The organism is Streptacidiphilus sp. MAP12-16 (assembly GCF_041262165.1).
Taxonomy (GTDB): Bacteria; Actinomycetota; Actinomycetes; order Streptomycetales; family Streptomycetaceae; genus Streptacidiphilus.
The window spans coordinates 113317-125630 of sequence record NZ_JBGCBY010000005.1 but is presented as its reverse complement, the minus strand read 5'-3'; the positions used below and the strand labels follow the sequence as shown (position 1 = coordinate 125630).

10 protein-coding genes are annotated in these 12314 nt (G+C 70.8%); 4 read left to right on the top strand and 6 right to left on the bottom strand.

Annotated features, from left to right (window positions below; genetic code table 11):
- Positions 1–229 precede the first annotated feature (229 nt).
- Positions 230–838: a hypothetical protein gene (locus ABIA33_RS07935; RefSeq protein WP_370078639.1), complete on the top strand. Its 609-nt coding sequence runs from the start codon at positions 230–232 to the stop codon at positions 836–838.
- 95 nt (positions 839–933) lie between these two features.
- Here the strand turns inward: ABIA33_RS07935 and ABIA33_RS07930 are convergent, their stop codons facing one another.
- The 3 genes from ABIA33_RS07930 to ABIA33_RS07920 form a co-directional block, all read right to left on the bottom strand.
- Positions 934–2295 (bottom strand): glutamine synthetase family protein, encoded by a 1362-nt coding sequence (locus ABIA33_RS07930; protein WP_370078637.1) that lies wholly within the window; start codon positions 2293–2295, stop codon positions 934–936.
- A gap of 133 nt (positions 2296–2428) precedes the next feature.
- Positions 2429–3493 (bottom strand): C40 family peptidase, encoded by a 1065-nt coding sequence (locus tag ABIA33_RS07925; protein ID WP_370078635.1) that lies wholly within the window; start codon positions 3491–3493, stop codon positions 2429–2431.
- A 16-nt stretch (positions 3494–3509) separates the two neighbouring features.
- A complete protein-coding gene (locus ABIA33_RS07920; protein WP_370078633.1) occupies positions 3510–4586 on the bottom strand; it encodes an SPFH domain-containing protein in 1077 nt (358 codons plus the stop codon).
- A 251-nt stretch (positions 4587–4837) separates the two neighbouring features.
- Between ABIA33_RS07920 and ABIA33_RS07915 the strand changes: the two genes are divergently transcribed.
- A complete protein-coding gene (locus ABIA33_RS07915) occupies positions 4838–6598 on the top strand; it encodes an NAD+ synthase (RefSeq protein ID WP_370078631.1) in 1761 nt (586 codons plus the stop codon).
- Positions 6599–6619: 21 nt separating this feature from the next.
- Here the strand turns inward: ABIA33_RS07915 and ABIA33_RS07910 are convergent, their stop codons facing one another.
- The 3 genes from ABIA33_RS07910 to ABIA33_RS07900 form a co-directional block, all read right to left on the bottom strand.
- Positions 6620–7633, bottom strand: a complete 1014-nt coding sequence (locus ABIA33_RS07910; RefSeq protein WP_370078629.1) for an endonuclease/exonuclease/phosphatase family protein — start codon at positions 7631–7633, stop codon at positions 6620–6622.
- A gap of 134 nt (positions 7634–7767) precedes the next feature.
- Complete coding sequence (locus ABIA33_RS07905; RefSeq protein ID WP_370078627.1) at positions 7768–8403, bottom strand: TetR/AcrR family transcriptional regulator; 636 nt, start codon at positions 8401–8403, stop codon at positions 7768–7770.
- Between the two features lie 4 nt (positions 8404–8407).
- Entirely contained in the window at positions 8408–10030 is a 1623-nt protein-coding gene (locus ABIA33_RS07900; RefSeq protein ID WP_370078625.1) for an MFS transporter, read from the bottom strand.
- A gap of 194 nt (positions 10031–10224) precedes the next feature.
- Here ABIA33_RS07900 and panB point away from each other — a divergent pair, with 194 nt between their 5' ends.
- Positions 10225–11169, top strand: a complete 945-nt coding sequence (panB, locus tag ABIA33_RS07895) for a 3-methyl-2-oxobutanoate hydroxymethyltransferase (protein WP_370078623.1) — start codon at positions 10225–10227, stop codon at positions 11167–11169.
- A gap of 212 nt (positions 11170–11381) precedes the next feature.
- The gene (locus ABIA33_RS07890) at positions 11382–12182 is read left to right on the top strand and encodes a site-2 protease family protein (RefSeq protein ID WP_370078621.1); all 801 of its coding nucleotides are present in this window, start codon (positions 11382–11384) and stop codon (positions 12180–12182) included.
- Positions 12183–12314: the final 132 nt, after the last annotated feature.

Below are 12314 nucleotides of genomic sequence, written 5' to 3'. Positions count from 1 at the left end.
GTCCTTCCCGAGACTACGACGTCGCAACACCGGAGCCGGAACCCCGTGCGAAGGGCTCCAGCTCCGGCCGGGGGTACAGCCATCGGACCACGCCCCAACGGCGGTCGCCGCCCACACTCCGCCGTTGGAGGCAGTCGCATCCGGAATTCCCTGTCCCGGATCACGATGTGGCGCTAGGGTCTGCCGCTGTGATCGTGATTTGGTCTATGCCATTGAGGAGAGGAGCGCTGTGAACGTCCGCCTGGCCGTACATCTGCTCATATCGATCGTGCTCGGACTGGGACTGGTCTTCACCGGTCTCGCAGTGGGCGGACCAGCGCTGGCGGTGCTGGGATTCGTGCTCTGGTTCCTGCTGGAGCAACTGATCAAGGCGCTGCTACCGACACCCTTCCACCCCGGAGTGGAGGGCGCACAGACCACCTCGGCGGTGTATCGGGGCTGGGCAGCACGGGTGCTCGCCCGAACGGGCCTGGCCAGGACGCGGACGGTCGAGGCGGACGCGGCTCACCTCGCGGCAGGCGTCCGGCTGTGCATGCTCTCCTTCGGCCTGCGTGACGGTAGCCAGACCCTGGGGCACCTGCTGCTGCAGCGGTCGCCGGAAGGAGGGACGATGCTCGCCTGGCGCGCTCGCGGCAAGGGGAAGACTCCTCAGCCGGTCGACGCGAGCCAGGCGCGGATCCAGCGTGGGCGTGAACAGCAGAACCCGGGGCAGGCCCGGATGGGTTTCACGGTATCCATGCAACTCGGCACGGACTCGTACTGGCTGCGCAGCCATGACGCCGAGCTGCTGGATCTGGTTCTCGGACGCGAGGCGGACGCTGCGTCACCGGTGGTGTAGCGAACGCAGTCGGGGCCCGAGGCCGGCGGATCGACTGATGATCGACTCCGCCGGGCTCGGGCCCCTTGCGTTGGCTGGCTGCCGTCGACCTGTGGCTAGAGCACCGGCAGGTTCTTGCGGAGCTCGAAGGCGGTGACCTCGGAGCGGTACTCCTCCCACTCCTGGCGCTTGTTGCGCAGGAAGAAGTCGAAGACGTGCTCGCCCAGGGTCTCCTGGACCAGCTCGCTGCGCTGCATCAGGTCGATGGCCTCGCCCAGGTTCTGCGGGAGGGGCTCGATTCCCATCGCGCGCCGTTCCATGCTGCTGAGCGCCCACACGTCGTCGTCCGCGCCGGGGGGCAGCTCGTAGCCCTCCTGGATGCCCTTGAGGCCGGCCGCGAGGATCACGGAGTAGGCCAGGTAGGGGTTGCAGCCGGTGTCCAGGGAGCGGATCTCGACCCGGGTCGAGCCCTGCTTGCTGGGCTTGTACATCGGCACCCGGACCAGCGCGGAGCGGTTGTTGTGGCCCCAGCAGATGTAGGAGGGGGCCTCGCCGCCGGCGCCGGCGGAGCGCTGCGAGCCGCCCCAGATGCGCTTGTAGGAGTTGACCCACTGGTTGGTGATGGCGGCGGTCTCGGCGGAGTGCTTCAGCAGGCCCGCGATGAAGGAGCGCCCGACCTTGGACAGCTGGTACTCGGCGCCGGCCTCGTGGAAGGCGTTGCGGTCGCCCTCGAAGAGGGAGAGGTGGGTGTGCATCCCCGAGCCCGGGTACTGCGAGAAGGGCTTCGGCATGAAACTGGCGTGCACGCCCTGCTCCAGCGCGACCTCCTTCATGACCGAGCGGAAGGTCATGATGTTGTCGGCGGTGGACAGCGCGTCGGCGTAGCGCAGGTCGATCTCCTGCTGGCCGGGTGCGCCCTCGTGGTGGCTGAACTCCACCGAGATGCCCATCGACTCGAGCATGGTGATGGCCTGACGGCGGAAGTCGTGGCCGACGCCGCGCGGGGTGTGGTCGAAGTAGCCGGAGTGGTCGGCCGGGGTGGGGACGGAGCCGTCGCCGGGCAGGTCCTTGAGCAGGAAGAACTCGATCTCGGGGTGGGTGTAGAAGGTGAACCCGAGGTTGGAGCACTTCTCCAGGGTGCGCTTGAGGACGTAGCGCGGGTCGGCGTAGGAGGGCGAACCGTCGGGCATCAGGATGTCGCAGAACATCCGTGCCGTACCGGGAGACTCGGAACGCCAGGGCAGTATCTGGAATGTCGCCGGGTCCGGCTTCGCCAGCATGTCCGACTCGTAGACCCGCGCGAAACCTTCGATGGCGGAGCCGTCGAAACCGATGCCCTCCTCGAAGGCCTGGTCGAGCTCGGCGGGGGCGACGGCGACGGACTTCAGAAAGCCGAGGACGTCGGTGAACCACAACCGGACGAACCGGATGTCGCGCTCTTCGAGTGTGCGGAGAACAAACTCCTGCTGCTTGCCCATGGCGACAGTCTCACCTCTGCTCTTTACGAATGCGTTACGTGGGAGCGGCCACCAGGGGCAGCGCTCCGCGCGCTGACTTGTCCGCTGGTCGCATCATCGCAGATTCGACAGGGAGGACGAGTCAACGGACGGATCACCCGACGACCCGGCCGAACTGCGTCGGATAGTAGCCGCTGGAGAGTACCGAGATCCGCACGTCCCTTCCGGGGCGGGGCGCCTCGATGTAGCGGCCGTCGCCGAGGTACAGCGCGACGTGGTGGATGCCGGAGGGGCGACCGGTCCGCGACCAGAACAGCAGGTCACCGCGGCGCAGCTGATCGTCCGTGACGGGCCGGGTGGCCCAGTACTGGTCCGCGGAAACGCGGGGCAGCTGGATCCCGGCGCGTAGGAAGGACTGCTGGACCAGGCCGGAGCAGTCGTACCCGAAGGGACCGTTGCCGCCCCAGACGTAGGGCTTGCCGAGCTGTGCTGCCGCGAAGCTCAGCGCCGCCTCGACGGCGACCGAAGCGCTGGGGGGTCCCGGGGCCGGCGGAAGGGTGGGCGGGACCGTGGGGGGAACGGTGGGCGGGGTGGTGGGGGGCGGAGCGGTCGGGGGCGCCGGGGTCGGGGGCACCGGGGTCGGGGTCGGGCCGCCGCCGGAGGCGGTGTAGCGGAGGTAGACGTCGTAGTGGCTGGTCCAGCGCCACTCGCCGTACCGGCGGAACCAGTAGCGATGTCCGTCCCAGCCCTGGTGCAGCGGCGGGGTGACAGGGCCGGCGAGAGGGCCGGTGACGGGCGCAGCGACAGGCGCTGCCGTGGACCCGCCGTCGCCCCCGGTCTCGTCGGCATGCCGGAGGTAGACGTCGTAGTGGCTGGTCCAGCGCCATGTGCCGGCGGAGCGGAACCAGTAGTGCCGACCGTCCCAGCCGACGTGGTCGGGGACTGGCTCGGCGCTCGCAGCGGTCGCGGTCGCGGGCGCGGTCGCGGTGGCCAGGCACACCGCCCCTCCGACGGCTCCGCCGACGGTCCCGCCCACGGCGACGAGCGCGGTGCTCGCGGCCGCACGCACGCGTGAGCGGCGGGGAGCGGCGGTACGCCGGGAGGCAGCCGCTGCGGCAGCGGCACCAGCGGCCGCGGAGGCGGCGGCGGCCGCACACGGGGCACAGGGACAGGTGGCGGGGTCGAGGGTGGCGGCGTCCAGTTCTATGAATGCGGTCATCCGTTCCGGGCTCCGTTCACAGGGCGTCGGGGACTGCGTTGGGCTGCTTGCCGCGGGCGATGTCCGCGGTCGGGAGCGTGAGGAACGCCGTGACCAGGTCGCGCACGAGTACGGCGCGCGCGGTGTCGTCGAATACCAGGCCCTGGGTGCGCTCCACTCGGGAGACCGTCAGCGCGGCCGTCTCCAGTGCGTCGCCGACGACGATGTCCCGCGTCCCCGCGTCCAGTTCGGCGAGCCGGCGGCGGCGCAGGGTCGCCGCGAACTCCTCGGTGTAGTCCAGGGCGACGGCCTGGGCCGAGAAGACCGTGACACCGACCGGGGCCGTCTCGGCGACCAGCAGCCGGGTCAGCTCCCCGCTGAGCCACTGCCCGTCGCGCAGGCAGGGGCCGGGTGTCGCGAAGCTGTCGCAGGGCAGCGTCGCGGCCACCCGGCAGAGCGCGGCCTCGGCGGCGGCGGCGAGGTAGGCGCGGTGGTCCTGGACCGCGAAGCGGGCCCGCGCGGTGTCCCGCACGGTCCACGCCAGCAGCAGCTCCGCGCGGATCGGGGAGCCCTCGCGGTCGGTGGTCGTGATCGGCTCGCTACGCCAGTGCCGGACCCGCACGTCCACCGGGTGCCGCCGGAGCAGCGGATGCACCCAGACCAGGCCGGTGCGCCTGACCGTGCCCCGGTAGCCGCCCCAGCGGCTGAGCACCCGGGCGGTGCCGACCGGGTTCGTCATCAGTCCGGCCAGCGCGGCGACCGCGACCAGCGCGCAGGCAGCGAGCAGCGCCGCGCCGAGAACCGGCGAAAGTGGCATGCCGTCAGAGCCCAGCGCCCGGTCCAGGACCCGTGCACCGGGGAGCCGGCCCGGCAGGGCGGCGCGGCGGGCCTGGACCAGCACCGCTCCGGCGAGGGCGGCGAGCAGGACCAGCAGGGCGATCCAGCCGGGGAGCACGCCCCGGGCCGGACGCTCCCTCAGTTCGCCGTCGGCGCGTGGCGGTCGCCGGACGGCCCAGGGGGCGACGGCGGAGGCGTGCAGCGCGGAAGGAGGCAGCGCGGAAGCGGGCAGGGCGGTGGCGCCGCCGAGTGCGGCTAGCTCGATGTGCTGGTCCACGTGGGCTGTCTCCCTCTGCGGGCACTGGCCCGATCCGGGTACGGCTCTGGCGGGGCTGCCGGAACGTACCCTTACATCGGACAAATCGTCAATAGAGCCACATCTCACCCTAGATAGGATGTCCGGCAGCTGCCCACGTCTGGAAACCCGTACGGCCCAACCGCACCTGCATCCGGCCGTACCCGGAGCCCGTTCGTGCGCCGCGCTCCCCCGGCCCGACATAGGGTCGGATAGACGATTAGTCTGGTGGTGTGCCTTCCCTACGCCTCGCGCTGAACCAGATCGACACCACCGTCGGCGACATCGCCGGGAACGGCGACCTGGTCGTCCGGTGGACCCGCCACGCCGTCGAGCAGGGCGCCCACCTGGTCGCCTTCCCCGAGATGGCACTCACCGGCTACCCCGTCGAGGACCTCGCCCTGCGGCCGTCCTTCGTGGACGCGTCGCGGGCCGCACTGGTCGCCCTCGCCCAGCGGCTGGACGCCGAGGGCATGGGCGACACCGCCGTGGTCGTCGGCTACCTCGGCAAGTCCACCACCGCCTCGCCGCGCCTGGGCCTGCCGGTCGGCTCGCCGCAGAACTGCGCGGCAGTGCTGCACGGCGGCAAGGTCGTCACCCGACTGGCCAAGCACCACCTGCCCAACTACGGCGTCTTCGACGAGTTCCGCTACTTCGTGCCCGGCGACACCCTCCCCGTCGTCCGCCTGCACGGCGTGGACGTGGCCCTCGCCATCTGCGAGGACATCTGGCAGGACGGCGGCCGGGTGCAGGCCGCACGGCAGGCCGAGGCCGGGCTGCTGCTCGTGGTCAACGCCTCGCCCTACGAGGCCGGCAAGGGCGAGGAGCGGCTCGACCTGGTCCGGCGCCGCGCGGCCGAAGCGGGCTGCACCCTCGCCTACGTCAACCAGGTCGGCGGCCAGGACGAGCTGGTCTTCGACGGCGACTCGGTGGTCGTGGACGGCGACGGCGCCGTGCTGGCGCGGGCGCCGCAGTTCGAGGAGGGCTGCCTGCTGCTCGACCTGGAGCTCCCGCAGGCGACCGCCCCGGTCGCGCAGGGCAGCCGCTTCGTCGCGGACGGCCTGGAGATCCTGCCCGCCGTCCTCTCCGAGGACGTCCTGCCCGCGCCCGCCGAACCGGTGACAGCTGGCCAGGCACCCCGGCTGGGTGAGGAGGAGGAGATCTACGGAGCACTGGTCACCGGACTGCGCGCGTACATCCTGAAGAACGGTTTCAAGACGGCCCTGATCGGACTCTCCGGCGGCATCGACTCCGCACTCGTGGCCGCGCTGGCCGTGGACGCCATCGGCGCCGAGAACGTCCACTGCGTGTCCATGCCGAGCGCCTACTCCTCGCAGCACTCACGCGACGACGCCGCCGAGCTGGCCCGCCGGACCGGGCTGCACTTCCGCACAGTGTCGATCGCCCCCATGTTCGACGCCTACATGTCCGCGCTGAGGCTCACCGGGCTCGCCGAGGAGAACCTCCAGTCGCGGCTCCGGGGCACCCTGCTGATGGCGATCTCCAACCAGGAGAACCACCTGGTCCTCGCCCCCGGCAACAAGAGCGAGCTGGCGGTGGGCTACTCCACCCTGTACGGCGACTCGGTCGGCGCGTACGGGCCGATCAAGGACGTCTACAAGTCGCTGATCTTCCGGCTGGCCAAGTGGCGCAACCAGGCGGCCGCCGAGCGCGGCGAGACCCCGCCGATCCCGGAGAACACCATCCTCAAGCCGCCGAGCGCAGAGCTGCGCCCCGGTCAGGTGGACACCGACTCGCTGCCCGACTACGACCTGCTGGACGCGGTGCTCACCGCGTACATCGAGCAGGATCTCGGCCGGGCGGACATCCTCGCGGAAGGCTTTGACCCAGCCGTCGTGGACCGGGTGATCCGGCTGGTCGACACGGCCGAGTACAAGCGGCGGCAGTACCCGCCGGGCACCAAGATCTCGTCCAAGAACTTCGGCCGGGACCGCCGCCAGCCCATCACCAACCGCTGGCGCGAGAGCAGCTGACCTCCGGCTCCGGACGGTCCGTCAGAGCTGGATGTGGGCGCCGATCGGCAGGTGGTCGCTGCCGGTCGCCGGCAGCGTCCAGGCGTCGGTCGGCTTCACGCCGCGGGTCATGATCTGGTCGATCCGGGTCATCGGGAACTGCGCCGGGTAGCTGAAGCCGAAGCCCGACCCGGCCGAACCCTGCGCCGAACGCATCTGCGAGGTGACCGGGGCGAGGCTGCGGTCGTTCATAGTGCCGTTGAGGTCTCCCAACAGGATCACCTTGGAGAGCGGTTCGACCACCAGCGCCTGCCCCAGCGCCTGGGCGCTGACGTCGCGCTGGTTGGCGGTGAAGCCGGCCGCGGACGTCACCCGTACCGAGGGCAGGTGCGCGACATAGACGGCGACGGCGCCGTTCGGGGTCTGCACCGTGGTGCGCAGCGCGCGGGTCCAGCCGATCTTGATGTCCACCGGCCGGGTGCCGGTCAGCTGGTACTTCGACCAGAGCCCGACCGTGCCCTCAACCGCGTGGTACGGGTATTTCGCCGCCAGCGCGCTCTCGTACTGCTTCATCTGGGCCGCGGTCACCTCCACCAGTGAGATGACGTCGGGGTTCGCGGCCTCGAGCACCTTCACGGTGCCGCTGGTGTCGGTGTTGTAGGCCCAGACGTTGTGTTGAACGACGGTGAAGTCGTACCCGCCGCCGCTCTTGTCCGTGAGCAGTGCTCCGAAGAGGTTGGCCCAGACCAGGGTCGGAATCAGCAGCGCCAGCAGCGCCGTGGCCGAGCGCCGGACCAGGGCGAGGACCAGGAGCGCGGGAACGGCCAGACCGACCCAGGGCAGGAAGGTCTCCAGCAGGCTGCCGAGGTTGCCGACGCTGTCGGGCACCTCGCGGTGGAAGGCGAGCAGGCAGGCGGTGGCGACGGCCAGCAGCGCGAGGATCCAGCCGCGCTGCCAGGTGGAACGGCCCCCCTGGTCACGGCCCCAGCCGCCGAGGCCGGGCACCCTCCCCCTGGGAACCCGTGAGCGGGCCGTTCGCGTCCCTACCTGTGCCATGTCGTACCCCACGTAGCGTGATCGTCCCTCGTGCGAGCCTATGGGGACAGGGACGCACGAGCAGCCCGCGCGGGTTCCGACTTGCGGCAAATGGCCGGATCTGAGGCACCGTCGGCTCCTCGGCGGACGGCTCCTCAGTGGCGGACGGCCTTCCGCGCGGCGACGCCCTGGAGCACGGTGTCGACGATCGTCGCGGACAGCGTCGGATCGTCCAGCGGCGCTTCGGGACGCAGCAGCGTGCGGGACAGCATCGGTCCGACGATCAGCTCGCCCAGCAGGTCGAGGTCGATGTCGTCGCGGATCTCGCCGAGCGCGACCCCCCGGGCGAGCAGATCCCGCATCCTGGCCCGCCGGGGCTCGATGACCTGGGCGTGGTAAGCGCGGTGCAGCTCGGGCAGCGCACGGAGCTCGGCCGTGAACACCGCAAGCGAGGTGCGGGAGCGCCGGGCCAGCGCGGTCCGGCGGAGGAACTCAAGCGAGGCGACCAGATCGTCGCGCACCGAGTCGCCGGCGAGCGTCGGCTCCGGCTCCTCAGCGCGCTGCAGCACGTCCAGCAGCAGCGCGTCCTTGTTGGCCCAGCGCCGGTAGATGGTGGCCTTGCCCACGCCCGCCTCGGCGGCGATGCCCTCGATGGAGAGCGCGGCGAGCGAGCTGCCCTGCCCCAGCAGGTTCAGCACCGCCTCGACGATCGCCTGCTCCGCCGCCTCGCTCCGGGGACGGCCCCGGCGCGGACGGCGCTCCAGCAGCACCTTCTCGTTCACGGTCGTCACGGTCCTATCCTGCCGTGTCCTCGACCGCCGTTTCCGTAGCCACGGGTTCCGCCGAGGTTTCCGCCGAGGTTGCGGCCGCGGATTCCGCCGGGGGCTTTCCCGGCAGGAAGGACAGCGCCACGACCGCTCCGATCAGTGCCACCCCGGAGGCGGCCAGCGCGGTGACGTGCATGGCGTGGACGAAGGCGTCCTTCGCCGGGTCGACCAGCGCGGCCGCGCGGGGGCCGATCTTCTCGACGATGCCGAGGGTTCCCTCGACGGACTCCCCTGCCGGGGTCCGCAGCGGCGCGGGCAGCACGCCGAGCTTGTCCTGGATCCCGCTGCGGTAGGTGGTGGACAGCAGCGCGCCCAGGATGGCCACTCCGAGAGAGCCGCCGACCTGCCGGAAGGTGTTGTTGACCGCCGACCCGGACCCGGCCTTCTCGCGCGGCAGGCTGGACATGATCGTGACCGTCGCCGGCGGCATCACCAGGGCCATGCCCGCGCCCTGGAAGAACGCGACGATCTCCAGTACCCAGATGCCGGTGCCCCGGCCGAGCAGCAGGAAGCCGACGAAGGCCGCCGCGATCATCAGCATGCCGGAGACGCAGGTCGCCTTCACCCCGAAGCGGTCGACAGCGAAGCGAGCCCTGGGCGAGACCACCAGCTGGGCCACCGCCAGCGGCAACAGCAGCAGTCCGGCCTGCAGCGGCGAGTAGCCGCGCACGCTCTGGAGGTAGAAGACGCCGAAGAAGGTGACGCCCATCAGGGCGAAGAAGGTCAGCCCGATGGCGACGACGGCGCCGGAGAATTGCTTGTTGCGGAACCAGCCCATGTCCAGCACGGGGTTGCGGCTGCGCAGCTGGTAGACCACGAAGCCGGCGAGGACGGCGATGCCCACCACGATCGGCACCCACGACTGGGGGACGGCGAAGTCGGCCACCTGACCGCCCTTGATGATCCCGTAGACCAGCGCGACCAGGCCGACCACGGAGAGCGCCACGCCCAGCAGGTCGAGTTTGCCGGGACTGGGGTCGCGGGAGTCCGGCACCAGCCACACCATGCCGACCAGCGCGGCGGCCACGATCGGGACGTTGACCAGGAACACCGAGCCCCACCAGAAGTGGGCCAGCAGCAGACCGCCCGCGATGGGGCCGATCGCGATGGCGAGCCCGACCGCACCGGACCAGATGCCGATGGCCTTGGGCTGCTCGTCCCGCTCGAAGACGTTCATGATGATCGCGAGCGTGGCGGGCAGCACGAACGCACCGCCGAAGCCCATCGCGGCGCGGTAGCCGATGAGCTCTGCGGGCGAGGTCGCCATCGAGCAGAGCAGCGAGCCCGCGCCGAACACGACCATGCCGAAGAGCAGGGTCTTCTTGCGCCCCAGCCGGTCACCGAGCAGGCCCGCGGTGAACAGCAGACCCGCGAAGACCAGGGTGTAGGAGTTGATCGCCCACTCCAGCTGGCTCTGGGTCGCTCCGATTCCGGTGGGGGCGGGGGTGGCGATGGTCTTCATCGCGACGTTCAGAATCGAGTTGTCCAGCACGACGACGAGGAGGCTGAACAGCAGGACGGTGAGGATCGCCCAGCGGCGCTTGTGTATCGCCTCGGGGACCCGGCGCGCGGCGGGGGCGGTGGTGGTCATGGGGCTACGCTACGCCCATTTCCGATACGGCACCGTCTCGTATCGCAGGACCTCGACGACGATCGTCCGCCCGCTCCTCGTCGCCGCGCCAGGCTGACCCCGCCTCTTTGCGGGCAGGCGACGACGTGTCAGCATGGTGGTGAATCCGGGGACGCCCCAGTGGCGCCACGAGACGACCCAACAGGAGACCAGCCATGCAGCACGGTTCGCTTCCGCCTGCCGCCGTACAGTCCGGCACGAGCAGCACGGACAAGCCCTCCACCCAGCAGTCCCCCGCGCAGTCCCCCGCGCAGTCCCCCGCCGAGAAGCCCGCCGCGACCCTGTACGGCGGCGTCAGCTCGCGCCGTGTCACCGTCCGCGACCTCGCCTCGGCCAAGCAGCGCGGCGAGCGCTGGCCCATGCTCACAGCGTACGACGCCCTCACTGCCGGCGTCTTCGACGAGGCCGGGATCCCGGTGCTGCTCGTGGGCGACTCGGCCGGGAACTGTCACCTCGGCTACGAGACCACCGTGCCGGTGACGATGGACCAGATGGTGATGCTGTCCGCCGCCGTGGTCCGCGGCACCAAGCGGGCACTGATCGTCGCGGACCTGCCCTTCGGCTCCTACCAGGAGTCCCCCGCGCAGGCCCTGCACAACGCCGCGCGGCTGATGAAGGAGGCCGGCGTCGGAGCGGTCAAGCTGGAGGGCGGCGAGCGCTCCGCGCACGCCATCGAGCTGCTCGTCCAGGCCGGTGTCCCGGTGATGGCGCACCTCGGCCTCACCCCGCAGTCCGTGCACGCCCTCGGCGGCTACCCGGTCCAGGGCCGCGGCGACGAGGCGGCGCACCAGCTGCTGCGCGACGCCAAGACCGTGCAGGCGGCGGGCGCCTTCGCCGTCGTCCTGGAAGCCGTCCCGGCCGAGCTGGCCGCCCAGGTCACCGCCTCGACCCACATCCCCACCGTCGGCATCGGCGCGGGCAGCGGCTGCGACGCGCAGGTCCTGGTCTGGACGGACATGGCCGGCATGACCGCGGGCCGCGTCCCGAGGTTCGTCAAGCAGTACGCGGACCTGCGCGGCGTCCTCGGCGAGGCCGCCCGGGCCTTCTCCGCCGACGTGATCGGCGGCACCTTCCCCGCCGAGGAGCACAGCTTCCACTGAGCCGGCGATCCGGCTCGGACTCCGGACAGGACGCCTGCATCGACGCACGTCGCGCTGATGCAGGCGTCCCGGAGCAATGCGGGCGCCCTGGCAGCCAGTTGGCCACAGGAACGCCGAGCGTCCATCGTGCGTTGTGTTGATGTCGCTTGTCGTCCCCGGTGCGAAACGGCATGATCGGCACTCCACGCCCAGTTACCGGAGCCCCGAACCTGATGAGTCTCACCGACGTCCGACCCCACTCCGACCGGAAGATCAGCGTGATCTTCTGGGTTCTGCTCGCCGTCCTGGCCACGTCCGGCTGGGCGTTGTGGAGCGGGTGGGGCAACGCCAAGTTCGGCGTGTTCCTGTTCGTGGTGGCGGGCTGGTTGGTGTCGTTGTGCCTGCACGAGTACGCCCACGCGCGGACCGCTCTGCACGGCGGGGACATCTCGGTGGGCACCAAGGGCTACCTCACGCTCAACCCGCTGAAGTACACGCACCCGATCTACAGCTTCGTGCTGCCGCTGGTGTTCATCATCCTGGGCGGCATCGCACTGCCGGGCGGCGCGGTGTTCATCGAGCGCGGGCGCATCCAGGGGAAGTGGAAGCACAGCCTGATCTCGGCCGCGGGACCGGCGGTGAACATACTGTTCGGGCTGGCGCTGCTGCTGCCGCTCGCGACGGTCGGCACCGACACCGCCCACCCGGAGTTCTTCGCCGGGGTCGGCTACCTGGCCATGCTGCAGATCATGGCCGGGATCCTGAACCTGGTGCCGATGCCGGGTCTGGACGGCTACGGGATCATCGAGCCCTGGCTGTCGTACGCGAACCGCCGCGCGTTCGCGAATATCGCGCCGTACGGGATGATGATCGTCTTCCTGCTGTTGTGGAACGCGACGATCAACCAATGGTTCTTCGGCACCGTGATCTTCGGCATCCTGGGCTGGTTCGGAGATTCGGCGGCGTTCGCCGCATACGGCAACACGCTGTTCCACTTCTTCCACTTCAGCCTCGGCGGCTTCGGGGGCAACTGAAGCGGGAGCAGCGGGGTCCCGCCGGGGGTCCGGGGGTCGTCCCCCGGGCCGGCACAGTCACTTCAGCTTGGGCGGCTTCGGCGGGAACTGAGGCGGGAGCAGCGGGGTCCCGCCCGGGGTCGTCCCCCGGGC

What these genes read in the sequence shown, in the direction of transcription:
- ABIA33_RS07930 (WP_370078637.1), bottom strand. Translation starts at nt 2,295, where the DNA reads ATGGGCAAGCAGCAGGAGTTTGTTCTCCGCACACTCGAAGAGCGCGAC.
- ABIA33_RS07900 (WP_370078625.1), bottom strand. Translation starts at nt 10,030, where the DNA reads ATGACCACCACCGCCCCCGCCGCGCGCCGGGTCCCCGAGGCGATACAC.
- ABIA33_RS07910 (WP_370078629.1), bottom strand. Translation starts at nt 7,633, where the DNA reads ATGGCACAGGTAGGGACGCGAACGGCCCGCTCACGGGTTCCCAGGGGG.
- ABIA33_RS07925 (WP_370078635.1), bottom strand. Translation starts at nt 3,493, where the DNA reads ATGACCGCATTCATAGAACTGGACGCCGCCACCCTCGACCCCGCCACC.
- panB (WP_370078623.1), top strand. Translation starts at nt 10,225, where the DNA reads ATGCAGCACGGTTCGCTTCCGCCTGCCGCCGTACAGTCCGGCACGAGC.
- ABIA33_RS07890 (WP_370078621.1), top strand. Translation starts at nt 11,382, where the DNA reads ATGAGTCTCACCGACGTCCGACCCCACTCCGACCGGAAGATCAGCGTG.